Here is a 24020-nt window from a genome sequence, read left to right on the forward strand (position 1 = left end):
ATCTGCTACAGCAATTCGCTGGTTGTCAGGATGTTCGTGAGACACCTGGCAATCAGCGCGGGGATCGGAACACACCCATGATCGACATCCCTGTTGGGCGGACCCGCACCGGCAAACGCGCGTTCTCCATCGCCTACAAGATCGAGTTCCTGCGACAGTGGGACCAATGCATCGAAGTCGGTGCCAAGACCCGTCTACTGCGCGAGACCAACCTCGACTACGCCACCATCACACGTTGGATCCACGCCCGGGATTCGGGAGACTTGGAAGCGTCGATGGTGACCGCAGCAGACAAGTCGAGGGACCGAGTGGACAGTCGAGACCGTGCGGAGCTGGCCAAACTCCGCAAAGAGAACGAACGCCTCCGCGAGAAGGTCACCCAGGGCGACGCCGCCGTGGAAATCCTGGGAAAAGCATTCGAGCTCTTGCAAGGGATCACCAAGAGTTCGACCGACGAGGACCCGCAGATCCCGCCGTCGTTGATGAGTGCCCGCGAGTACGCGCAATGGCTCGAACGCCGAGGACTGTCCTGACCGACACCGTCACCGCGTTGGCCGCCGCCGGCGTGCCGATCGTGCGTGGCTGCGCATTGCTGGGGATCCCCCGGGCCCGCTACTACCGGGAGGTGCGCGGGTATCGGCACTATCGGCCGGTGTCCGATCCGATCCGGCAGCGGGACCGGCACCAACCGGCCGCGTTGTCACCGGCCGAGAAGGACACCATCGTCGAGGTGATCCTCGCCGAGGGGAACACCCATCTGTCTGTGTGCCAACTGTATTGGCGGTCCTTCGATGAGGGGCTGGTGGAGTGTTCCCAGTCGAGTTTCTATCGAGTGGCGCACTCGCAGAACCTGGTCGGGGACCGACGCCGCAGCCGCAGCGGCGGCCCGGGATCGGGGATCAGCCGCCGCAAACCGGTCGTTCCGGCTCCGGCGGTGGGCACATTGTGGTCGTGGGACATCACTGCGCTCAAGGGGCCACGCACCCAGGACCGGTATCTGCTGTATCTGGTGATCGATGTGTATTCGCGGTTCCCGGTGGCCTGGCGCATCGAGTACGCCGAGACCGCCGCCGCGGCGGTGGAAATGTTCACCGAAGCGTTCACCGCGTTCGGGGCACCGACGGTGCTGCACGCCGACAACGGGGCCTCGATGCGCTCGGGCGCACTGCTCGATGCGCTCGACGAGCAGCAGGTGCTGCCCTCGTACTCGCGGCCGCGGGTCAGTGACGACAATCCGTTTTCCGAGTCGTTGTTCAAGACCATCAAGTACGACCTGTCGTGTCCGCAACGGTTCGACAGCATCGACCATGCCCGGCGGTGGACCGAGGAATTCATGACCCGGTACGCCCTCGAACACCGCCACAGTGGGTTGGGTCGGCACACCCCCGCGTCGGTGTTCCTCGGCACCGCCGTCGAGGAACACCGCCGTCGGCAGGACCGACTCGACCGGATCCATGCCCGGCACCCGCAGCGGTTCCAGCGCCGGCCGCTGGCACCACCCCTACCTCGACCGACCGGAATCAACATCACCCATCTGTCTCAGACAGGTTGACAACTTCCGAATTGCCGCAGCGGATGGCGAAAGATGTAGCGGATCGCTCTAGCGGCCGGCGGTGCCCGCGATGTTCTCAAGCATCCCGCGGAAGATGATGCCGTGGAAGGGAACCAGCGCGTACCAGTAGAGACGTCCGGCGACGCCGCGCGGGAAGAAGATCGCCCGCTGGTGCACGCGCGACCGACCCGACTCCCGAGGTTCGCCCCGCCATTCGAGCCATGCCCCGCCGGGTGCCCGCATCTCCGCGCGCAGGCGGAGCAGCGTCGGGCGTTCGATCCGTTCGACGCGCCAGAAGTCCAGGGCGTCGCCGGTGTGCAGGGTCTTCGGGTCACGGCGACCCCGGTGGAGTCCGACGCCGCCGACGAACCGGTCGAGCCAGCCGCGGATGGTCCACGCCAACGGGAAGGAGTACCACCCGTTCTCGCCGCCGATGCTCTCGACGACGGCGAATACCTTCTCCTGGGACGAATCCGACTCGAGCGACCGTTCGTCGGTGAAGACGACCTCGCCCGCCCAGTCCGGATCGGAGGGAAGCGGATCGGCGGGCGCACCGACCGGGGACGCGTTCGTCCACGTCGTCTCGACCTCTCCCCGATCGATACGGCCGAGGGCGAGCCGGACGGCGTCGCGATAACCGGTGAGACCGGATTCCGGTGGGGGGATGATCGAATCGATGTCGTGGTTGCGCATCACCGCGTCGGTCGACAGCGATTCGAGGAGCGCACGTCCGAGAGGCGGAGGGATCGGCGTGACCAGGCCGATCCACAGACCGGCGAGCTTCGGGGTGAGGACGGGAAGGACGAGGATCCGGCGTTTCGTCAGACCGGCGACCTCCGAGTACTGCTGCATCATCTCGCCGTACCGCAGGACGTCGGGCCCACCGATGTCGTAGGTGCCGCTGCGGGGGAGGGGTGCATCGGCGGCGGCGACCAGATAGTGCAGGACGTCGCGCACCGCGATGGGCTGGATCCGGTTGTTCACCCAGCGCGGAGTGGTCATGACGGGGAGCCGGTTGCTCAGGTGCCGGATCATCTCGAACGACGCCGAACCCGAACCGATCACGACCCCGGCCTGCAGCACGAGCGTCGGCACACCGGAATCCGTCAGGATGCGTCCGACCTGGGCGCGCGAATACAGGTGCGGTGAGAGATCACCCGACTCCGGGTGCAGCCCACCGAGGTACACGATGCGGGAGACTCCGGTGTCGCGTGCCGCGTCGGCGACGTTCTGTGCGGCCCGCTTCTCCGCGTCGACGAACTCGTCGCGGCCGCCCATCGAATGCACCAGGTAGTACACGACGTCGATGTCGCGACACGCCTCGTGCAGCGATTCGGCGTCGTCGAGGTCGCCGCGGACGATCTCGACGTCGTCGGCCCACGGCACGTCGCGCAGTTTGTCGGGGCTGCGCGCGAGCACCCGTACCCGGTACCCCGCCTCGAGCAGGCGTGGAGCGAGCCGGCCACCGATGTAACCGGTCGCTCCGGTGACCAGGACTCGCTTTCCGCTCACGGCTCCTCCAGGATGTGGCCGAGTTGATGGCGCAGCGACGCTTCGAGATCGGGACGCCGGAACCGGTGCCCGACGTCGATCAGCGCCTTCGGGACGACGAACTGATCGGCCTGGGCGACCTCGCGTGCACCCTCGTCGCCGAGCAGCAACCGTGGGCCGAAACCGGGGACGGGCAGCAGTGCGGGACGGTGCAGCACCGACGCCAGTACTCGGGTGTACTCCTCGTTGCGCACCGGTTGCGGTGCAACGGCGTTCACCGGCCCGGCCAGGCCCGGGTCGGTGAGGGCGCGGTGATAGACCTCGAGGAGGTCGTCGATGTCGATCCAGGAGAACCACTGCCGACCGTCGCCGAGCCGGCCTCCGAGACCACTCGCGAACAGCGGCCGCATCAACTGGAGCGTTCCGCCGCGAGGTGTCTGGACGATGCCGGTGCGCACGTGCACGACCCGCATGCCCTTCTTCTCCGCGGGATGTGCCGCGGCCTCCCAGTCGGCGACGACGTCGGCGAGGAAACCCGTTCCACGTGACGCTTTCTCGTCGAGCGGTGTGTCTCCTCGGTCGTAACCGTAGAAGCCGATCGCGGACGCGGAGACGAAGGTCGCAGGACCGTTGGGTGTCGTCGCGGCGAGTTCGGCGAGTCGGCGTGTCGGTTCGATGCGGCTGTCGCGGATCGCGGCCTTGTGGGAGTCGGTGAACCGTCCCGCGATCGACGCGCCCGCGAGGTGGACGACGGCGTCGACGCCTTCGAGCAGGTCGGGCGCCGGATCCTGCGGGTCCCAGCGTCGTTCGTCGGGGCGCTGCGGTTTCCGGCGCACCAGGCGGACGACCTGGTAGCCACCCGTGGACAGAAATGCCGTCAGGGCGGTACCCACGAGTCCGCTCGATCCCGTCACCGCGACCGTCCCGGGCCGGATGCCCTGCGCGTGCGACCAGCGGTGGCTCGCGAGATCGTCGGCGAGCTGGCGATGCCGGTAACGGAAGGTCTGGGTGAGGAAACGGCCCGGTACCGGCGTGTCGACGCGATCGGTGACGCGGGTGCGGAATTCGTCGACGACGTCGAAGCGGTGTTCGTGGCGCCAGGAGCCGATGACGGTGGCGGGGCGCGACAACAGACCGTCGTGGGAGAGTTCGTCGACGAAACGCGCTGGTGGATCGTAATCCTCGGGTCTGTGCCGGGAGATCCAGCGTAGTCCGCCGGGGAGACCGAGGACGGCCGTGCCGGATTCGAGGGAGTCGGCCTCGGCGACGACGCTCATCGGTTGCCAGGGCGGGATCAGACGGAGGATGGCGCCGGGACGGGAGTGCCAGTCGAACACTTCGTCACGCGGTGCGTCGACGGCGCTCGAGAATTCGATGCCCATGCCCTACCTCCCGTTCGCAGAGTGCTCACCCGGTGGTGACGGCGCCGGGGCGCCCAGTGGTCACGGCGCCGGAGCGGACTCCGGCGCCGTATCCACTCAAGCAGGAAGGACGCTGATCAGGAAGGTGTATGCGTCGACGAGCGGGTTGTGGATGGCCATGAAAGCTGCTTCGACGAGAGCGCGCACTGCGGTGTCCTTTCGTTGGGTGTACGGCGAACACGTTGTCCGTCCGGAAGTTGTTCGGAGCACCGCCACGACCGGATGGGTCGTTTCGCCGTCTTTTTCATCGGGGTGAGCGAATCCGCTCGTATCTGTCCAGAGCGACGCGACGTTCGTGTGCGTGATCGACGACCGGTTCCGGATATCCGTCCGGAGGGCCGTCGGGCAGGCTGTGCACACGAGCGCCGTCGATGCTCCGCAGTTCGGGTACCCACCTGCGCACGTATTCACCCCTCGGATCGAACTTCTCGCCCTGCCGGGTCGGATTGAACACCCGGAAGTAGGGAGCGGCGTCGGTGCCGCTACCTGCCGTCCACTGCCAATTGTGTTGGTTGGACGCCAGATCGCCGTCCACCAGATGCTTCATGAAATGTCGTGCCCCGCGCCACCACGGCAGGTGCAGATCCTTCGTCAGGAACGACGCGACGATCATCCGCACCCGATTGTGCATGACGCCCTCGGCGAGAAGCTGCCGCATCCCGGCGTCCACGATCGGGAATCCCGTCCGGCCCTCGCACCATGCCGCGAACAGGGCGTCGGCGTCGGGTCCGGAATCGTAGGTGATGGCGTCGAAGTCGCTGTTGTAGTTGGTCCGGGCGGTCTCGGGCCGCTGGAACAGGACGTCGGCGTAGAAGTCGCGCCACGCCAGTTCGCTGCGGAAGGTGACGGCCCCGTCGTCGGACCGGTTCCTCATGTCGTGCAGCAGGGTCCGCGGATGGATACAGCCGAATTTCAGATAGGGCGACAGGCCGCTCGTGCCGTCGAAGGCCGGCCGGTCGCGGTCGGTGGCGTACCGCTCGAGACCGTCGTCGAGGAATTCGCGCCACCGCACCAGCGCGGCCGCCTCTCCGGGGGGAGGTGCGGGTTCGTAGCCCGCCTCGGGAATCGGCACGCGTGCGGAGCAGCCGCTCGGGTCGACCCAGTCGGCGGTGTCCGGTCCGGTCGCCGCGGGTGTGTGCCATCCGTGGTCGTTCCAGGCGCGGCGGAAGGCCGAGAACACCTTGTATACAGTGCCGTCGGGTTTCGTCACGCGGCCCGGCGTGACGGCATACGGCGAGCCGGTGGCCACCAGCGGGACGTCGCCGAGCGCTTCGGCGACCGCCCGGTCACGTCGCGTGCCGTAGGGCCCGTGATCCGAGCTGATGTGGACCGCGGTCGCATCGAACTCGGCGGCGACCTGCGGCACCAGGGTCACCGGGTCTCCCTCGACGACGAGCAGGCGCCCGCCGAGATCCCGGTCGAGGGCTCGCAGGCATCCCATGAGGAAGTCGCGCCGGCGGGCCCCGGACGGGCGGAGCAGTGCGTCGTCGAGGACGAACAGGGCGAGGACGTCGTCGGCGGCCTCGGTCGCCGAGAGCAGGGTGGGCAGATCGTTCAGTCGGAGATCACGACGGAACCAGATGATGCTGGGGCGGGCCATGGATCCAGTGTCGGGGACAATGGGTGCCATGTCCGACGCATTCGATGTACCGATCCGTGACGAGTCGATCCGGCTCGGTCAGTTCCTCAAGCTCGCAAGCCTCATCGAGTCGGGTGCGGAGGCCAAGGAAGTGATCGCCGACGGCCTGGTGTCGGTCAACGGTGACGTGGAGGTGCGTCGCGGCCGTCAGCTGAAGGTGGGCGACGTGGTGGAGATCGCCGGGGCGAGCGCGCGGGTCGCGCACGAATAGCGGGTCGACCCGCGCGCTCGGCTGATCAGTTCTCGGCGCGGACGACGACGCCGTCGGAGTCGCTGTAGACGATCTCGCCCGGGTTGAACGTCACGCCGCCGATCTCGACGGGCACGTTCTTCTCGCCGGAGCCGGTCTGGGTGCTCTTGCGCGGGTTGGTGCCGAGGGCCTTGATGCCGATGTCGAGTGTGCGCAGGATGGCGGAGTCGCGGACCGCGCCGTTGACGATGCCCCCGGCCCAGCCGTTGTCGACACCGCGACCGGCGATGATGTCACCGACGAGCGCGGTGTGGATGCTGCCACCGCCGTCGACGACGAGCACGCCGCCGTTGCCCGGCTCGGAGAGGGTCTGCTTGACGAGCAGGTTGTCCTGGAAGCAGCGGATGGTGGTGATGGGGCCGACGAACTCGGTGCGGCCGCCGAACTGGATGAACTGCGTGTCGCAGCTGCGGATGTCCGGGCCGATCTCGTCGGCGAGGTCTGCTGTGGCTGTGAAGGCAGGGGTGTCACTCATGGTGCGAGGATAAGCGGACACGCTGCCCCGCACCGTGGGAGGTCCGGTCAGGACGCGCGACCGAAACGGCGTTCGTAGTCCTCTCGTTCGCGGGCGGCGCGGGCGCGTGCCTTCGCGCTGAGCAGTTCCGGATCGAGACCGTGCTGCTGGAGGCGGTGCCGCTGCCAGATGGGCATCAACGCCACCGAGAAGTAGACCCATGGCAGCAGCAGCAACAGCATCATCGCGATCGGGATCCACACCGGCCCCGGGATCAGCAGGAACAGCAGGAGCAGCGGGATGATCGGCAGGTTCCATCGCAGCAGGTAGCGGCGTGTTCCGCCGGGGCCCAGGACGTCGTCGCGTACCCACTCCCGCATCTCGGGCGGTAGCGCGCGACCGAACATGTAGCCGATCCGCTGCAGGAAATTCGGTCGTGCACTACTCATCATGAGACCCAGGATAGGCCGTCACCTTTCGTAGAGGCCTGCCAGCCTGTCGGCGAAGTTGTCGACGACGACCTTCCTGCGCAGCTTCATGCTCGGCGTCAGATCACCCGATTCGACCGACAGTTCACGCTCGATGATCGTGAACTTCTTGATCTGCTCCCACCGGTTGAGCTGCAGGTTCAGCTCGTCGATGTATCCGGAGATCAGATCGTGGGTCTTGTCGTGCCGTGCGATGTCCTCGAACGATCCGCTCACACCGTTCTTGTTCGCCCACTCGCCGACGGATTCCGGATCGAGCGCCACCAGCGCCACGCAGTAGGGCTTGCCCTCGCCGTAGACGACGATCTCCGACGCGTACGGGCACATGCCTTTGAAGGTCGCTGCCAGCGACGACGGGGCGACGTACTTGCCCTGCGACGTCTTGAACATGTCCTTCTTGCGGTCGGTGATGCGCAGGTAGCCCTCGTCGTCGAGGCTGCCGATGTCGCCGGTGTGGAACCATCCGTCGTCGGAGAGCGACTCGGCGGTCGCGTCGGGCCGGTTGTGGTAGCCGGTCATCACACCGGGGCCGCGGACGAGCACCTCGCCGTCCTCCGCGATGCGGACCTCCGTGCCCGGGACGGGCCAGCCGACCGTGCCGATGCGGTTGGCGTAGGGACGGTTGACGAACGTCGCGGCAGAGGTCTCGGTGAGTCCGTAACCCTCGAGGACGGGGATGCCGACGGCGTCGAACCATTCGCCGACCTCGGGGTTGAGCGCCGCCGAACCGGAGATGAAGAACCGCAGGTGACCGCCGAAGCGTTCGCGGATGGTGGAGAAGACCAGCTTGTCGGCGAGGCCGTGCTGCAGTTTGTCCAGCAGTCCGGGCGACCTGCCGGCCTGCTTCGCCTTCGACACCTTCCGGCCCACGCCTACGGCCCAGTCGAAGATCTTCTTCTTGGCGCCGCCTTCCTCCTCCATCATTCCCTCGACGCGCGCGTGGGCCTTCTCGAAGATGCGCGGGGCCGCACCCATGAAGGTCGGGCGGACCACCGCGAGGTTCTCGACGATCTTGTCGACACGTCCGTCCACCGCGGTGGGGAAGCCGATCTGCAGAGGGAGGGTGAGCAGCACCTTGCCGAAGACGTGCGACAGCGGCAGCCACAGATACTGCAGGTCGTCGGAGCTGAGCATGTGCAGCGCGTCGATGGCGGCGGCCTCGTAGGTCCACGCCGAGTGCGGCAGGCGCACGCCCTTCGGCTTGCCGGTGGGACCCGAGGTGTAGATGAGGGTGGCCAGGTGCTCGGCCCTGATGCTGTGGATGCGGTTGAGCACCGCTCCGGAGTCCTCGGCGAGCAGGCCACGGCCCAGGTCGGCGAGCTCATCGAAATTGATGACCCAATCACCGTCGCCGGTGCCCTCGACGACCACGACCTTCGCCACCTCGGGCAGATCGCTGCGGTGGCTCACGAGCTTCTCGACCTGCCCGGCGTCCTCGGCGATGACGATCCGGCTGCCGGAGTCGGCGACGATGAACGCGACGTCGTCGGCGTGGGTGGTGGGGTAGACGGTGGTGGTCGCGGCGCCCGCGCACATGACGGCGAGGTCGCCGAGCACCCATTCGTAGCGGGTGGACGACGCGAGGGCCACGCGGTCCTCGGCCTCGATACCCAGGGAGATCAAGCCGGCCGCGAGCAGTCGTACCCGATCCCCGGTCTGTTCCCAGGTGACCGACGTCCAGCCGTCCTTCCCGTCGGGGTAGCGGAAGGCCTCGGCGTCGGGTGTGGCGGCCACTCGATCGAGTAACAGGCGGGCGACCGAGGGGGCCCGTTCGTCGATGACCGCTCGGTCGACCTTTTCCTCGGAGACGCGCGTCGTTGTCGTCATATGTCGAAGTCTAGGTAGCGGAACCGTCCTTCTGGTGAATATAAGTAGGAACTTATATAGTTGGTTCATGCACGGGTTCGAGGTCCTCGCAGATCCGGTTCGCCGCCGCATTCTCGAACTGCTCGCGGGCGGTCCGCAGGTGGCCGGTGAAATCGTCGCGGCGATCGGCCGGGAGTTCTCGATCTCCCAGCCGGCGGTCTCGCAACATCTCAAGATCCTGCGCGACCAGCGGTTCGCCGCCGTCCACAAGGACGGCACCCGCCGCTACTACGAACTCGATCCCGAGGTCCTCGTCGAACTCGAGGACTGGCTCGCGGGTCTGCATACGCCGGTATTCGCGGCGCTGGACGCCCTGGAGACCGAGATCGCGCGCGGCAAGCGTGAGCGGCGGAGCCGCGACGCCGTCCCGCCCGCGCTCCCTGCTTCCGACGAGAGAAGGAAATCCTCATGAAGAACGTGATCACGAGCAACGAGACGAGTCGCCGCACGGTCGGTCGTCGCACCGTCGAGGGCCACGAGGCCAAGGTTGTCACGATCTCGCGCAGCTACCGCACGAGCGCCGAGGACCTGTGGGAGGCGTGCACCGACCCGCAGCGCATCCCCCGCTGGTTCCTGCCCGTCGAGGGCGACCTCGAGGTCGGTGGCCGGTACCAGCTCCAGGGCAACGCCGGCGGTGAGGTCCTCACCTGCGAACCGCCCCGGACGTTCAGGGCCACCTGGGAATTCGCTGGTCACGTGAGCTGGATCGAGGTGTCGGTCCTGCCCGAACCGGGAGACCGGGCGCGCCTGGAACTGACGCACATCGCCCACCCCGACGAGCACTGGGAGCAGTACGGTCCGGGCGCAGTCGGTATCGGCTGGGACCAGGCGCTTCTCGGACTCGGACTGCACATCGAATCGGGAGAAACGGTGGACCCGAAGGAATTCGAGACCTGGTCGATGTCCGAGGAAGGTCTGCAGTTCGTCCGCGACAGCAGCGAAGGCTGGTGCGAGGCCGACATCGCCGCGGGCGAGGACCCCGAACAGGCACGCGCAGCCGCCGAGCGGACGAGTGCGTTCTACACGGGCGAATAGAACGGGCTCACGCTGCGTCTCCGACGCACGGGGTCAGGCCGGGGCTCCGACGCCGATCACGTCGAGGTCGTGGCCGATGACGAGGCGCCCGGCGAATCCGGCGCCGCATCCTTCCCAGGTGGAATCGGGCCGATTGCCCGGGACCATGTGCGAGAGCACCAGGGTTCCCACGCCGGCTTCCTGGGCGATCGGGCCGATCCTCGATGAGGGTGGCGTGCCGGATCTGCTCGGCGTCCATGACGGCGAGGACGTCCTCGGCCTGCTGTTCGATCGTGGGCACGTGGTCGACGGGATCGGAGAGCCCGAAACCGCGGCGCTGGAAACAGACGGCGCGCGAACAGGTGGCGAGGCGTTCGAAGAGCGAGTGCATGTACGGATCGGTCCACAACAGGTCCAGACGCATCTGGACCTCGAAGAACCACACGACGTCGGTGGGGCCGGTTCCGGCCACCCCGTAGGCCGGATTGTGACCATCGCGGGGTAGATACCGGGTCACCGGCGGATCCATCAGTCCAGACTATCGGGGTAGAAATGGAAGAGGTCGTGTTCCGATGAGGAGGACGGCGGTGTAGAGCTCGCTGAGTCGGGCAATACGGTCGGCGGATCCGCGGGGTTACGAACTCGATGGAGAAGGGATGAACCCATGACACGTGCGTCGGAAGCGGGCGATCTCGGGCGGCGTATGGCCCAGCTCGCTCGCGGCTTCTACCATCCGGCCGATCTCGACGAGACCCTGCGCGGCGTGACCGCGGCCGCGGTCGAACTGGTGGAGGGGGCCGACTGCGCCGACGTCCTCATCGTGACCGGAAGGAAGCATTTCCGCTCTCTCGCCGCGACGTCGGAACTCGCCGAGCATCTCGACGACGTCCAGGAACAGTTCGGGGAAGGTCCGTGCCTCGATGCGAGCTTCAAATATCTCGTGGTGCGCTCCGAAGACCTGCGGACGGAGACCCGCTGGCCGCGTTTCGCGAAGGCCGCGGTGGACGCGGGTGTACTCAGTGCCTTGTCGTTCCAGCTGTATCTCGATCAGGAGAGCATGGGAGCGCTGAACATGTTCTCTGCGAAAGCCGAGGCGTTCGGTCCTCCGGCGGAGGCGACCGCCGAGGTCCTGGCCGCTCATGCCGCGATGGCGATGAGCGCGGCCCGCAGTCGGGGACAGTTCGCGTCCGCCCTGGCGACCCGCGACATCATCGGGCAGGCCAAGGGCATGATCATGGAGCGTTTCGGTATCGATGCCGTTGCGGCCTTCGAACTGTTGCGCCGGCTCTCGCAGGACAGCAACGTCCCCCTCGCGGAGGTCGCTCAGGGGATCGTCGAAGCAGGTCCCGAGCGACGCGACGATCGGGAGACGGGCCTCGACGCCACGCCTGTGTGACAGCACACACGCACCCGGGTAAGTTTAGTGAAACTGCAAGTACTACTCACCGGTAGGGGTGCAACATGCCAGCTCCGAGCGCTGCGACCTTCCAGCGTCTTGCCGACCTCATCGCGATCCCCGACGCCGCCGAGCGGACCACCCGCCCCGTCGTCGAGGCGTTCACCGGCCGGGAGCTGGCCACCGTGCCGGTCGGCACGGCCGAGGACGCGAAGGCCGCGATCGACCGGGCCCGCATCGCGCAGGTCGCGTGGGCGAAGCTGCCCGTCGAGAAGCGCGCCGCGATCATGCACCGCTACCGCGAGCTCGTGCTGTCCCGACGCGAGCAGCTCATGGACATGGCGCAGGCCGAGACCGGCAAGTCCCGTGTCTCCGCGCAAGAAGAGGTGCTCGACATCTCGATGACCGCGCGGTTCTACGCGCGCGTCGCACCGAAGCTCCTGCGCCCCCGCAAGGCCACGGGCATGCTGCCGGTCCTGACGAAGACCACCGTCCTGCACCATCCCAAGGGCGTCGTCGGCGTGATCGCGCCGTGGAACTACCCGATGACGCTGGCCGTCTCCGACGCGATCCCCGCCCTGCTCGCCGGCAACAGCGTGGTGCTCAAGCCCGACAGCCAGACGCCCTACTGCGCGCTCGCCGTCGTCGAACTCCTCTACGAGGCCGGGGTCCCCCGCGACGTCTTCGCCGTGGTCACCGGTCCCGGCACCGTGGTGGGCACCGCCATCGTCGAAAGCACCGACTACCTGATGTTCACGGGTTCGTCGGAGACGGGACGTCTGCTCGCCGAGCAGGCCGGCCGGCGCCTGATCGGGTTCTCCGCCGAACTCGGTGGCAAGAACCCCATGATCGTCACCTCCGGGGTGAACCTGCGCGAGGTCACCGACGCCGCCGTGCGGGCATGCTTCTCGAACTCCGGGCAGCTGTGCATCTCGATCGAGCGGATCTACGTCGAGAAGTCGATCGCCCCCGAGTTCATCCGGATGTTCGGGGCACGGGTGCGCGAGATGTCGCTCGGTCCCGACTACGACTTCGGTACCGAGATGGGCTGCCTCATCAGCGAGAGCCAGGTCAAGACGGTGACCCGGCACATCGAGGACGCCGTCGCCAAGGGCGCGACCGTCGTCGCCGGCGGGAAGACGCGGCCCGACCTCGGACCGCTGTTCTTCGAACCCACCGTGCTCACCGACGTGCCCGAGGACGCCGAGTGCTACCGGAACGAGACGTTCGGCCCGGTGGTGTCGATCTATCCGGTGGAGAATGTCGAAGAAGCGATCCGCGAGGCCAACGACACCGAGTACGGGCTCAACGCATCGGTGTGGGGCGCGACGAAGGCGCAGGGCGAGGCCATCGCCGCGCGGGTGCGTGCCGGCACGGTGAACGTCGACGAGGGATACGCCCCGGCATGGGGCAGCACCGACGCACCGATGGGCGGTATGGGCATCTCCGGCATGGGACGCCGCCACGGCGCGGAGGGCCTGTACAAGTACACCGAGGCGCAGACGATCGCGACGACGCGCCTGCTCAATCTCGACGGCCCGCGCGGACTTCCGCGGCGGGTGTGGGCGAAGGTGCTCGCCCCCTTCGTCAAGTCGATGCAGTGGCTGCCGGGTCGTTAGGAGCCGGATCGCTCTTCCACGCGATGGTGGTCGCGAGGGGTTTCTCGACGACGAGGCACAGCAGGACCCCGGCGACCACCACGAGCGGCGCAATGTACAGGTAGATCGGCACGAGCGCGTCGTTGTACGCCTCGAGAACCGGAATTCTGCACGATCAGCACGAGAAGCTGCATGGACGTGCCGAATCCGATGCCGAGCACGGCGAACCAGCAGCCCAGCACCCAGATCGGGGTGTCCGCGCCGAGGGTCGACAGGAGCCCCAGCCGATCGCGGGTTCGGCGACGCGTCGTTCCACCGCGACGAACAGCACCGCACCGGCCGCCGTAGCGGCGATCAGCGCGTGCGTGTAGAAACCTCCGCTTGTTCTGCGATGGTCTCGACGGTGATGTCGGACAGGTGGGTGTAAGGCCGCGCATACTGATCGCCATGTCCTCGACCAGGATGGTGAACGGAGTGCTGGGAATACCGCTCACCACCCCCACGGCGACCGCGGTGTTCGCGATCCTCACGGTCATCGGTCTGATCGTGTTGCTCCTCCGCCGCTACCGGGTGTGGTTCGCACACGGAGTACCCCTCGCAGTAACCGCCGCCCTCGGCTCGACGGTGGTAGCCGCGCTCCTGATCGAGAAGGTGTGGAAACCGTTCCCGGATCGTCTGCCGTGGGCGGTGTACGGGTGGGCGGCAACGGCACTGCTCGCCGTCTCCCTACTGATCGGACGATGGTTCGTGCGACGTCGCGACCGGGCCCGACCACTCGTCGCGACGGCACTCGTGGTGTCTGCGGTACTCGTCGTGATCTCCGCCGCGGGCCGGATCGACGCGGTCTACGACGCCTATCCCACCGTTCGGACTGTTCTCGGAATCAGCGACTACCGGACCGTCCCCTTCGACGACCCCTCCCTCCGGGCATCGCAGACCGTGCCGGTGGAGGACTGGTCGGCGTCGGACGATCTGCCTGCGACCGGTGCGGTCACCTCTGTGACAATTCCCGGAACAGTCTCCGGATTTCGGGCGCGGGAAGCCCGCGTCTACCTCCCGCCGGCCTACTTCTCGGATCCACGACCGGAACTGCCGGTGCTGGTACTGCTCGCCGGACAGCCCGGCAGTCCGGAGGACTGGCTCGTGGGCGGACATCTCCCGTCCACCATGGACGCCTATGCCGCGCAGCATCACGGCCTGGCGCCGGTCGTCGTGCTCGCGGACGGCACCGGAGGCCAGTTCGACAACCCGTTGTGCGCCGACTCGCATCTCGGCAACGTGGCGACCTATCTGGCCGTCGACGTTCCGGCGTGGGTACGGGACGACCTGCAGGTCGACGACGACCCACGGGCACGGGCCGTGGGCGGACTCTCGTACGGCGGAACGTGCGCACTGCAACTCGCGACCACCCGGCCAGATGTCTACCCGACCTTTCTGGACATGTCGGGACAGGCCGAGCCGACCATCGGTGACCGGGCGTCGACGATCCGGGACGTGTTCGGTGGTGATGCGGAAGCATTCGCGCGCAACAATCCTGCCGACCTGCTCGCACGCAATCGGTATCCCGATTCCGCCGGTGCTTTCGTGGTGGGACTCGACGATTCCGAATACCGTGCCGGGGTGGAACAACTCGCTTCGTTGGCTCGGAGCGCGGGGATGGACGTCCACCTCACCGAACTGCCGGGCACACACAGCTTCGCCCTGTGGTCCGCAGGGCTCGAGAAGGAGTTGCCATGGCTCGCACAACGGCTCCGGCTCGGCAACTGATGCGCCGCACAGGGGCGGGGGGGCTGATGTCCCGCACCGGGACGGTGGTGCTCCGGGCGCCCGTCTCGTGCGGACTGCTCGTGCTGATCTGGTTCCTGGCGGTCGTCACCGGTTCTGTGAGGAACGGGCCGTCGCACGCAACGGCATCCGAGATGTCGCTCGGGATCCCGAATATCACCGACGGCCACCTGTGGACACTGTGGACTTCAGGGTTGTTCGCCTCCGGTCCCGGTGAGTATGTGCTCGGAAGCATTGCGATCCTCGCCGTCGCGGTGCCGGTCGAACGTCGCATCGGCAGTCGCAGGTTCACGCTCGCCGCGCTCGTCTCACAGGGCCTGGGCGCGGCACTCGCATTGCTCGTTGCTCAGGTCGCCTCCCTGGTGCCGAACCTGTGGGGCAGGGAGCTGCACACCCACCTCACCGAGGACCCGCTGGCGTGGGTGCTCGGCGTCCTGCTCGCCTCCACCACCGCGATGGGCACCCTGTGGCGTCGCCGCATCCGGACACTCCTGCTGGTTTTCCTGGTGACCGCAGCCTTGTTCGCCGGACACCTGCAGGACGTGAACAGGGTGACCGTCGCGCTGGCCGGGTTGCTCGCCGGCCCGCTCCTGTTCGGACGTGGTGTGCGCCGTCCTGTGCTCGGCGGCACCATCCGGGAGCGCCGCACGCTCGTCGCGCTCGTGGTCGCAGCGAGCGTGCTCGGCCCGATCTTCGCGGCGCTCTCCCCACACTCGATCGGACCGCTGTCCGCGCTACGCGAGCTGTTCGAGCAGGTTCCCTACCCCCCGCGAGAACTCGTCGAGGTGTGTGCCGATCCCGCGCTGCACGACGAGTGCCGGAAAGGGCAACAGGCCCTTCGGCTCTCCGGTGCAGGTCCGCTCGTCGCGAATCTCATGCCGTCGGTACTGCTGCTGATCGGTGCCGAAGGACTGCGTCGAGGGCGGCGGGCAGCATGGTTCCTCTCGGTCGGAGGACACATCGTGCTGATCGTCGTGGCCGCCGCGAGCACGATCGTCCGCGTGACCGAACAGGACGAGATCCGCTCCCTGTTGTACGGAATCCACCGGCACAGCTCCGTATCCATGGAACTCGCGCCACTCCTCGCGCTGGTCTCCGTGCTCGCCCTGTTACTGCTGACCCGCACCCTGTTCGATGTCCGTGCACCGCAGGGAACCTATCGCCGGGTATGGGCCGGAACCGCAGCCGCCGCAGGCATCGCGCTCGTGACGTACGTGATGGTGGGCACGCTGGTGGCGGACGGGTTCGATCGTGATCCCGGCATCGGCACCTTGCTCCGCGACGCGCCGCGCCGGCTCCTTCCACCGGTCTACCTCCAGCTCTTCGAGCCTCCCGTGATGCCCCTCGACACCGCCGCCACCCTGTTGTTCGAGTGGATCGGCGTGATCGTCTGGGTCGCCTTCTGCGTGCTCCTGTGGCGCAGCTTCCTCGTGCCCCCTGCCGGGGTCGACCTCGGCGACGAGCAGCGGGTGCGAGAACTCCTGCACGACCCGGGCGGCGGATCGATGTCGTGGATGACCACCTGGGCGGGGAATCGGTACTGGTTCGGCACCGACGGCAGGCACGCCGTGGCGTATCGGGTCCACTCGGGTGTCGCGCTGACGGCGACGGATCCGATCGGTGAGCGCGCCTCGATGACCGAGACGATCGACGAGTTCGCGGCGTACTGCCTCGGCAACGGATGGACACCGTGCCTGTACTCGGTGGGCGAGGAGACGGCGACGATCGCCCGGGACCACGGTTGGACCTGTTTGCAGGTGGGTGAGGAGACCGTCGTCGATCTCGCGGACCTCGCCTTCAAGGGCAAGAAGTTCCAGGACGTCCGCACCGCCCTCAACCGTGCTGCCAAGGACGGGATCGAAGCGCGATGGACGACCTTCGCCGCCGCGCCGCTGTCGGTGACCGAGCAGATCGTCGACATCTCCGAGGAATGGGTGGCCGACAAGGGACTGCCCGAGATGGGGTTCACGCTCGGAGGAGTCGCCGAACTGCGCGATCCCGAAGTCCGGTTGCTGCTCGCGGTCGACGCGAACGACCACGTCCATGCGATCACGTCGTGGATGCCGGTCCACCGGGACGGGAAGGTGGTCGGGCTGACGCTGGACTTCATGCGGCGACGTTCGGACGGCTTCCGGCCGGCCATGGAATTCCTCATCGCGTCCGCGGCACGGTCCGCCGCCGACGAGGGCCTCGAATTCCTGAGCTTGTCGGGGGCGCCCCTCGCGAGTATGGACGGTGGGTCCGGACTCGACCGAGGAGCCCTCGACGCCCTGCTCGATCTGCTCGGCCGCACGCTCGAACCGGTATACGGATTCCGCTCGCTGCTGGCGTTCAAGGCGAAGTTCCAGCCCCGTTACCGCCCGCTGTACATGGTGTTCCCGGACCCGGCGGCGCTGCCGACCATCGGGATCGCGGTCGGTCGTGCCTATCTTCCCCACATGTCCCTGGAGGAAGGCGGACGCCTGGTCACGCACCTGCTGCGCCGATGACGGTTGCTCACGCACCCGTTGCGCTGGTGACGGTGGAACTCTCTCGGAAACGGGAGACCGCCACCAGTCCCACCAAGAGGAAGACCACCGGGAGCAACACCGCATTGCCCATCGCGGCACCGAACCCGAGCGTCCCCTCACCCATCTGCATCACCGCACCGAGGGCGGCCGCACCGAGTACCGCACCGACCTGCCGGGCGGTGTTGTACACACCCGATCCGGCGCCTACGAGGTCACCGGGCAGGTCGCGCAACGCGATCGTCGAGTTCGGGGCCCAGCACAACGAGTTCGCGAAACCGAGCAGCACGATCGGGATCAGGAGCCAGCCTACGGTGGCCTCGAGATGCATCGCCACACCGAACGACAGCATCGCCGCGATCATCGCGGAGAAACCGATCCGGGAGATCCGGCCCGGCGCGACCCGATCGGTGACCCGCCCGATCAAGGGCGCCATGATCACCGAGATCACGCCCATCGGTACCAGCATCAGACCTGCGACCTGCGCGGACAGTCCCTGACCCACCTGCAGGTAGAGCATGATCGGCAGGGTCACGGCGTAGACCGTGAAACCCAGCGTCGCCACGGCGGTCACCCCGAGGGTGAAGTTGCGGCGGGTGAACAACCCGAGCGGGGCCAGCGCCTCGGTGCCGCGGGCCACCGCGGTCCGCTGCAGACGCACGAACACCCCGAACGCCACGATCCCGATACCGAGGACGACCCACACCCACACGGTCCAGCCGGCATCGGGACCCTGCTGCAGGGAGAAGATCACGCCGGTGACCGCGACCAGCGAGACGACGGCGCTCAGCACGTCGATGCGACGCGCCCCGGTCGGCAGTTTCGGCACGTACCGCGCGACCATCACCAGAGAGATCAGGCCCAGCGGGATGTAGACGAAGAAGACCCACCGCCACCCACCGGTACCGACGAGCACCCCACCGAGGACGGGCCCGAACAGCCCCGCCGAGCTGGCCACCGCGCTCCACACACCGGTGGCCGCACCGCGCCGGTCGTGCGCGAAGATCCGGTGGATGATGCTCAGCGGTTGCGGGTTGATCAGCGACCCGCCGAGCCCCTGCACCGCACGCAGCGCGATCAGCCACTCGATCGTCGGAGCCATCGAGCACGCGAAGGCCGCGGCCGTGAAGATCGCCATGCCCACCAGGTAGACGTTGCGCTGACCGAAACGGTCGCCGAGACGACCGGTGACCAGCAGCGGCACCGCGAAGGTCAGCAGATAGGCCGCCGACACCCACACCACCTGGTTGATGCTCGCGTCCAGATCCTCGCGGATACGCGGCAGCGACACCGCGACGAGCGATTGGTCGAGCAGGGTGATGAACAGACCCACGCACAGGGCCGCCAGTGCGCGCCAGGCCCGCGGCTCGGGGATCGGGGCAGCGCTGCGTCCCGCAGCCGACGCACTCACTCCTCGACCGTGATCTCCGCGGCGTCGTCGTAGAAGCACACGTATCCCTCGATGGGCTCCATGCCGGGGAACGGCTCGGGATACGACCATGCGACGTTCTCGGCAGGCGGTGTGCCGGAGAACGACCAGTATCGGGCGGCGCCCTTGTAGGGGCAGCTCGTCCGCCACTCGGATTCCTCGAGCACCGAGAAGTCGACGTCCTCGGGAGGGAGGTAGTAGCGGGTCGGGAGGCCGGTCTCGAACACGAGTACGGGGTTGCGGGTCTCGGCGACCACGACGTCGCCGATGGTCACCCGCACGTGCCGGGAGCCGCGCAGGGCGTCGACGCGGTGATAGGGATCGCGTGGATGGGTGAACACTTCGGTCTCCTCCTCGAACCACCGTTCGCCCTCGTCGACATCGTCGCCCGGCCCCGTCTCGCCCCACCGGAACCACTGGAAGACGAGACGGTCGTCGAGACCGTCGACGTCGAGCTGGCAGACCGGTGAATAGGCCCGATGGTCGCGGACGACGATGTCGTACCACTGCCAGACGTCCTGCCGGGAGCGGCTCGGCGACAGGGAAGCCGCGATCAGGTCGAGCCGGACGTCCTCGCGAGGGAAGGCATAGAACGGAACGGGCTTGCCGGGTGCCCACACCAGCACGGCCCGGGTGCTGTCGACGACCGTCCGGCCGAACCACTCACCTCTGATCCGGCGATCGACGGGTTCGTAGAGGTAGTCGTCGGTCTCCGACGGCCGTCGGAGCACAGCGGTCTTGCGGGCAGCCATACCTCGACCGTATCGCGCCCGTCCAGGGACGGGACGAATCCGCAGACCCGACCCATCCGCTCGACGACCGGCTCCGAATACGGGGAGAGACGGCGTGAGGGCCGTCACCCGAACCGACCGACACGAACCACTACGCACGCCCACGCGGCTCGAGCGACGACCGGAGGAAGACCGATCATGCCCAACTACGAAGCCCGGCAGAACGAGAATCGGCACCCGCACCCGTCCGTAGGTTTCCTCCAGCTGTTCATGGAAGCGCGCACGCGCACGGAGCAGACGACCCCGCGCGCGCAGGGAGGCAAGGCGTGAGGTCCGTGAGCGGCTCCGTCGAGTCCGTCGTCGTGGTGGGCGCGGGCCTCGCGGGACTGTCCGCGGCGCTCCACCTCACCGGCGCCGGCAAGCGCGTCACCGTCCTCGAACGCGAGGACACGGTCGGTGGTCGCGTCGGTACGTACCCGGTGTTCGAGGACGGGCGGCATCTCTACGACATCGACAACGGTGCCAGTGTGCTGACGATGCCGAATCTCATCGCCGACGCGCTCGCGGCCGTCGGAGAATCCTTCGACTCGACCACCCCGGCGCTCGACCTCACCCCGCTCGCCCCCGGCTACCACGCGCGCTTCGCCGACGGCACCGCCCTGAACGTGTACTCCGATCCGGACGAGATGACCGCCGAGATCGCGCGCGTGTGCGGTCCCGAGGAGGCCGGCGGATACCGGCGGCTGCGCCGCTGGCTCGCGTCGATCTTCGACGCCGAGTTCGACCGCTACATCGACTCCAACTTCGATTCGCCGCTCGACCTCGTGTCGACACCTGCGGCACTGCGCGACACCGCCAACCTCGTCCGGCTCGGCGGCTTCGGCCGACTCGGATCGCGCGTGGGGTCGTTCATCAAGGACGAGCGGCTCCGGCGCATCTTCACCTTCCAGGCCCTGTACGCGGGCACAGCGCCGTCGACGGCCCTGGCGGTCTACGGCGCCATCGCCCACATGGACACCTCGCTCGGCGTCTACTTCCCGAAGGGCGGCATGTCCGCCATCGCCGCCGCGATGGTCGATGCGCTCGTCCGGGGCGGCGGCACCGTGCACACCGGGGTCGAGGTGTCGGAACTCCGCGTCGACGGGGGCCGCGCGAAGAGCGTGCGTTCCGCGGACGGCCGGGAGTTCGCCGCCGACGCCGTCGTCCTCACCGTGGACCTGCCCGTGGTCGACGACCTGCTGCTGCGCGCCGGGGTCCCGCCGCGCCGCCGCGCCCGCAGCGCCACCGTCGCGTCGCCCTCGGCCGTCGTCTTCCACGGCACGGTGCCCACCGACGTGACGCAGGACTGGCCTGATTCCCACCACACCATCGATTTCGGTGCCGAGTGGGCGGAAACCTTCGCGCGGATCACCGCGCCGCGCGGCCGCGGCCGGTTGATGGCCGATCCGTCCCTGCTCATCACGCGACCCGCCGTGACCGATCCGTCCCTGCGGGTCGTGCGCGGCGGTGTCGAGTGCGAACCCGTCTCGGTGCTGGCTCCGTGCCCGAATCTCGCTGCCGCACCCCTCGATTGGGGCCGACTCGGCAGGCCGTACATGCGGGAGATCCAGCAGGTCCTCGAACGGCGCGGTTATCGGGGATTCGCGAGTTCCATGTGGGTCGACCACCTCGACACCCCGCAGACCTGGGCCGACAAGGGCATGCTCGACGGCAGCCCCTTCTCGGCGGCACACCTGTTCCGGCAGACCGGGCCCTTCCGCCGCCCCAACCTCGTGCACGGCGTCGACAATCTCGTCCTCGCCGGGTCGGGCACCACGCCGGGTGTCGGCGTCCCGACCGTGCTCATCTCCGGACGTCTTGCCGCAGAACGTATCTCCGGTGGTGTGACTGCCGGATCCACGACGATGTCGATTCCGATGGAAGCAGGTGCGGTTGCTCATGCGTGAACTCGACGGGATCGATCCCGATCTGCACGAGGCGTATCAGCTGTGCCGTGAGCTCAACCGGCGACACGGCAAGACCTACTTCCTCGCGACCCGCATCTTCCCGGCGTCCAAACGGGCCGGGGTGCACGCCCTCTACGGTTTCGCGCGGATGGTCGACGACATCGTCGACGTGAAACCGGTCGACGCGGCACCGGTTCTCGACGCGCTCGAACGCCGTCTGTCCGACGCGCTCGGGGGCAGGCCGCCGACCTACGACGAATTCGGTCTCGTGCTGCGGGCCCTCGTCGACACCACGCAGCGGTACGACATCCCGCACGAGTACTACTACGCCTTCCTGCGGTCGATGCGGATGGACATCCCCGGCACCGAACTGTTCCGGTCGCGGTACCGCACGATGGACGAACTGTCGGAGTACATGTACGGCTCGGCCGCCGTCATCGGGCTGCAGATGCTGCCCATCCTCGGCATCGAGGCCGCACGCGAACGGGCCGAGGCCCCCGCCGCCGCGCTCGGTGAGGCCTTCCAGCTCACCAACTTCATCCGCGACATGGGTGAGGACCTCGACCGCGACCGCATCTACCTGCCCACCGACATCCTCGCCGCCTTCGACGTGGACGAGGACCTGCTGTGGCACTGCCGCCGGACCGGGCAGCGCGACATACGGCTCGAACGCGCCCTCGCGCACCTGATCGCGCACACCCGCTCGCTCTACCGTGTGGCCGAACCGGGCATCGACCTCCTCGACCCCACGGTGCGCCCCGCGATGCGGACTGCCTTCGTCCTCTACGGCGACATCCTGCGGGCGGTGGAGGAGAGCGGATACCGGGTACTCCACCAGCGCGCACGCGTGTCGCGGCGCCGGCGCCTGTCGGTGGCGGCACCGCGGCTGGCCTCGGCCGGTTGGACCACGCTGCGTTCACGGTCGAGACTGGGGACGCCCACCGCGCCGCTCGGCCGGTGAGGCCCGCCCGGCCGAGCCGGCATTCGGACACGAATACAGAACAGGACAACACATGGAACAGGTCGTGCTGCTCGACGACGCAGGCCGCGCGGTCGGGATCGAACCGAAAGCCACGGTGCACACCACCGACACCCCGCTGCACCTCGCCTTCTCGTCGTACGTCTTCGACCCCCACGGCAACGTTCTGCTCACCCGGCGCGCCCTGGACAAGTCGACCTTCCCCGGTGTCCTGACGAACAGCTGCTGCGGTCATCCGGCGCCCGACGAACCGCTCACCGCGGCCGTGCGCCGCCGGCTGCGTCAGGAACTCGGGCTCGACGTGCACGACATCGAGGTCGTCCTGCCGTCCTTCCGCTACCGCGCGGTGATGGACAACGGCATCGTCGAGAACGAGATCTGCCCCGTCTTCCGCGTGCTCTACGACGGGCCGGCGCCCACTCCTGAGCCGTCGGAGGTGCACGACACCGAATGGGTCGACTGGACGGAGTTCTCCGAGGACGTCGTCGAGGGACGCCGTGAGGTGTCGGTGTGGTGCCGCGAACAGGTGGAGCAGCTCCGCACGCTCGGCCCCGATCCGCTGCACTGGCCGGTGGCGTCCGCCGCGGATCTGCCGCACGCCGCGCCCGAGCGCCGATAGGGCCTCACCCGGCGACCGGGGCATTAACGTCGACCCTGTGATCGACCCGACCGTCCTGATCCGCACGATCATCGGCATCCTCGCTCTCGCCGTGATCTCGACGGCGGTGCTGTGGGCGTTCCGGGTCCCGCACCGATTCGCGCCCGTCGGTGCCATCGCCCGCGGCGCGGTGCAACTCGCGCTCATCAGCGTCGTGCTCTCCGGCGTCATCACCGACGCCCGGTGGGTCGCGGTGGTGCTCGTCGTGATGTTCACCGTCGCGTGGTGGACGGCCTGCCGGCGGATCGGGAACGAGTCCGTCGTGCGCGGGGCGACGGCCGTCGCGATGTCGACCGGCGTACTCGTCGCGGCGGGCATCGTCTTCGCGACCGGCGCGGTGGAGGCCACCCCGCGCTACGCGCTCGCGCTCGGCGGCATCATCATCGGCAACACCATGACCGTCGCGGCCCTCGCCGGTCGCCGCTTCCACGAAACCGTCGACGACCACTGGCCCGAGGTGGAGGGCTGGCTCGCACTCGGCGCGACCATGCGACAGGCGACACTCTCACCTGCACGCTTCGCCGTGCACGCGGCGATGATCCCGTCGACCGACCAGACGAAGACGACCGGTCTGGTGACTCTGCCCGGGGCGTTCGTCGGCGCGATCTTCGGCGGGTTGTCGCCGGTGGAGGCCGGACGGTTCCAGGTGGTCGTGCTCGCCGCGATCATGGCGACGGCCTCGATCACGTCCGTGCTGATGGCGCTCGGTCTCGGTCGCGCCCTGCGTCACCGTCCCGTGGTCGTTGCGTGAGACGACGGTCTGCGGTGCGGGTGCCGACCGGAGTAGGAGTGGATACAACCGCTGCCGAGGGAAGG

At 68.0% G+C, this 24020-nt stretch carries 24 protein-coding genes; 15 read left to right on the forward strand and 9 right to left on the reverse strand.

Annotated features, from left to right (window positions below):
• Window positions 1-77 precede the first annotated feature (77 nt).
• Window positions 78-533 carry a hypothetical protein gene (locus IM25_RS06905; protein WP_065995896.1) on the forward strand — a complete coding sequence of 152 codons (456 nt, stop codon included), beginning with the start codon at window positions 78-80 and terminating at the stop codon, window positions 531-533.
• On the forward strand, window positions 506-1552 hold the full coding sequence (locus tag IM25_RS06910; RefSeq protein WP_033098889.1) for an IS3 family transposase: 1047 nt from the start codon (window positions 506-508) through the stop codon (window positions 1550-1552). The genes IM25_RS06905 and IM25_RS06910 overlap by 28 nt, the downstream gene beginning before the upstream one ends.
• 48 nt (window positions 1553-1600) lie before the next feature.
• Here the strand turns inward: IM25_RS06910 and IM25_RS06915 are convergent, their stop codons facing one another.
• The 3 genes from IM25_RS06915 to IM25_RS06925 all read right to left on the reverse strand — a co-directional run bounded on the left by IM25_RS06915 (window position 1601) and on the right by IM25_RS06925 (window position 6064).
• A complete protein-coding gene (locus IM25_RS06915) occupies window positions 1601-3064 on the reverse strand; it encodes an SDR family oxidoreductase (RefSeq protein ID WP_065995897.1) in 1464 nt (487 codons plus the stop codon).
• On the reverse strand, window positions 3061-4425 hold the full coding sequence (locus tag IM25_RS06920) for a TIGR01777 family oxidoreductase (RefSeq protein ID WP_033097883.1): 1365 nt from the start codon (window positions 4423-4425) through the stop codon (window positions 3061-3063). Before IM25_RS06920 ends, IM25_RS06915 begins: the two co-directional genes overlap by 4 nt.
• Before the next feature lie 283 nt (window positions 4426-4708).
• Window positions 4709-6064 (reverse strand): cryptochrome/photolyase family protein, encoded by a 1356-nt coding sequence (locus IM25_RS06925; RefSeq protein ID WP_033097882.1) that lies wholly within the window; start codon window positions 6062-6064, stop codon window positions 4709-4711.
• Window positions 6065-6092: 28 nt separating this feature from the next.
• On the opposite strand from IM25_RS06925, the gene IM25_RS06930 reads away from it, so the two are divergent.
• Window positions 6093-6314, forward strand: coding sequence for an RNA-binding S4 domain-containing protein (locus IM25_RS06930; RefSeq protein ID WP_033097898.1), 222 nt, complete (start codon window positions 6093-6095; stop codon window positions 6312-6314).
• A 25-nt stretch (window positions 6315-6339) separates the two neighbouring features.
• Here the strand turns inward: IM25_RS06930 and rraA are convergent, their stop codons facing one another.
• The 3 genes from rraA to IM25_RS06945 are packed head-to-tail and all read right to left on the reverse strand — an operon-like array spanning window position 6340 to window position 9122.
• Complete coding sequence (gene rraA / locus IM25_RS06935) at window positions 6340-6828, reverse strand: ribonuclease E activity regulator RraA (protein WP_065995898.1); 489 nt, start codon at window positions 6826-6828, stop codon at window positions 6340-6342.
• A gap of 47 nt (window positions 6829-6875) precedes the next feature.
• Entirely contained in the window at window positions 6876-7259 is a 384-nt protein-coding gene (locus IM25_RS06940) for a DUF5313 family protein (protein ID WP_006553356.1), read from the reverse strand.
• Window positions 7260-7277: 18 nt separating this feature from the next.
• A complete protein-coding gene (locus tag IM25_RS06945) occupies window positions 7278-9122 on the reverse strand; it encodes an AMP-dependent synthetase/ligase (RefSeq protein ID WP_065995899.1) in 1845 nt (614 codons plus the stop codon).
• 67 nt (window positions 9123-9189) lie between these two features.
• Here IM25_RS06945 and IM25_RS06950 point away from each other — a divergent pair, with 67 nt between their 5' ends.
• Window positions 9190-9573, forward strand: a complete 384-nt coding sequence (locus IM25_RS06950; protein ID WP_006553358.1) for an ArsR/SmtB family transcription factor — start codon at window positions 9190-9192, stop codon at window positions 9571-9573.
• Complete coding sequence (locus IM25_RS06955) at window positions 9570-10196, forward strand: SRPBCC family protein (RefSeq protein ID WP_006553359.1); 627 nt, start codon at window positions 9570-9572, stop codon at window positions 10194-10196. Before IM25_RS06950 ends, IM25_RS06955 begins: the two co-directional genes overlap by 4 nt.
• A 33-nt stretch (window positions 10197-10229) precedes the next feature.
• Here IM25_RS06955 and IM25_RS25360 read toward each other — a convergent pair whose 3' ends face one another.
• Window positions 10230-10367: a hypothetical protein gene (locus tag IM25_RS25360; RefSeq protein ID WP_198162542.1), complete on the reverse strand. Its 138-nt coding sequence runs from the start codon at window positions 10365-10367 to the stop codon at window positions 10230-10232.
• A gap of 43 nt (window positions 10368-10410) precedes the next feature.
• Here IM25_RS25360 and IM25_RS26385 point away from each other — a divergent pair, with 43 nt between their 5' ends.
• The 5 genes from IM25_RS26385 to IM25_RS06985 all read left to right on the forward strand — a co-directional run bounded on the left by IM25_RS26385 (window position 10411) and on the right by IM25_RS06985 (window position 17443).
• Window positions 10411-10680 carry a hypothetical protein gene (locus IM25_RS26385; protein ID WP_033097880.1) on the forward strand — a complete coding sequence of 90 codons (270 nt, stop codon included), beginning with the start codon at window positions 10411-10413 and terminating at the stop codon, window positions 10678-10680.
• Window positions 10681-10839: 159 nt separating this feature from the next.
• Entirely contained in the window at window positions 10840-11571 is a 732-nt protein-coding gene (locus IM25_RS06965; RefSeq protein ID WP_006553361.1) for a GAF and ANTAR domain-containing protein, read from the forward strand.
• A gap of 65 nt (window positions 11572-11636) precedes the next feature.
• Window positions 11637-13190, forward strand: a complete 1554-nt coding sequence (locus IM25_RS06970) for a succinic semialdehyde dehydrogenase (RefSeq protein ID WP_006553362.1) — start codon at window positions 11637-11639, stop codon at window positions 13188-13190.
• Window positions 13191-13616: 426 nt separating this feature from the next.
• Complete coding sequence (locus IM25_RS06980; protein ID WP_084294977.1) at window positions 13617-14936, forward strand: alpha/beta hydrolase; 1320 nt, start codon at window positions 13617-13619, stop codon at window positions 14934-14936.
• A gap of 26 nt (window positions 14937-14962) precedes the next feature.
• Complete coding sequence (locus tag IM25_RS06985; protein ID WP_442971917.1) at window positions 14963-17443, forward strand: bifunctional lysylphosphatidylglycerol flippase/synthetase MprF; 2481 nt, start codon at window positions 14963-14965, stop codon at window positions 17441-17443.
• A 7-nt stretch (window positions 17444-17450) separates the two neighbouring features.
• Here IM25_RS06985 and IM25_RS06990 read toward each other — a convergent pair whose 3' ends face one another.
• A complete protein-coding gene (locus IM25_RS06990) occupies window positions 17451-18872 on the reverse strand; it encodes a DHA2 family efflux MFS transporter permease subunit (protein WP_065995902.1) in 1422 nt (473 codons plus the stop codon).
• A complete protein-coding gene (locus tag IM25_RS06995; protein WP_033097877.1) occupies window positions 18869-19642 on the reverse strand; it encodes a DUF427 domain-containing protein in 774 nt (257 codons plus the stop codon). Before IM25_RS06995 ends, IM25_RS06990 begins: the two co-directional genes overlap by 4 nt.
• A 177-nt stretch (window positions 19643-19819) precedes the next feature.
• On the opposite strand from IM25_RS06995, the gene IM25_RS27360 reads away from it, so the two are divergent.
• The 5 genes from IM25_RS27360 to IM25_RS07015 are packed head-to-tail and all read left to right on the forward strand — an operon-like array spanning window position 19820 to window position 23955.
• Window positions 19820-19951, forward strand: coding sequence for a hypothetical protein (locus IM25_RS27360; RefSeq protein WP_257785283.1), 132 nt, complete (start codon window positions 19820-19822; stop codon window positions 19949-19951).
• Window positions 19948-21567, forward strand: coding sequence for a phytoene desaturase family protein (gene crtI, locus IM25_RS07000; RefSeq protein WP_033097876.1), 1620 nt, complete (start codon window positions 19948-19950; stop codon window positions 21565-21567). Before IM25_RS27360 ends, crtI begins: the two co-directional genes overlap by 4 nt.
• Entirely contained in the window at window positions 21560-22528 is a 969-nt protein-coding gene (locus tag IM25_RS07005; RefSeq protein WP_033097896.1) for a phytoene/squalene synthase family protein, read from the forward strand. Before crtI ends, IM25_RS07005 begins: the two co-directional genes overlap by 8 nt.
• A gap of 52 nt (window positions 22529-22580) precedes the next feature.
• Window positions 22581-23165 (forward strand): isopentenyl-diphosphate Delta-isomerase, encoded by a 585-nt coding sequence (gene idi, locus IM25_RS07010; RefSeq protein WP_033097875.1) that lies wholly within the window; start codon window positions 22581-22583, stop codon window positions 23163-23165.
• A 37-nt stretch (window positions 23166-23202) separates the two neighbouring features.
• Window positions 23203-23955 carry an ABC transporter permease gene (locus IM25_RS07015; protein ID WP_033097874.1) on the forward strand — a complete coding sequence of 251 codons (753 nt, stop codon included), beginning with the start codon at window positions 23203-23205 and terminating at the stop codon, window positions 23953-23955.
• Window positions 23956-24020: the final 65 nt, after the last annotated feature.

This window comes from Rhodococcus sp. p52, from assembly GCF_000763325.2.
Classification (GTDB): Bacteria; Actinomycetota; Actinomycetes; order Mycobacteriales; family Mycobacteriaceae; genus Rhodococcus; species Rhodococcus pyridinivorans.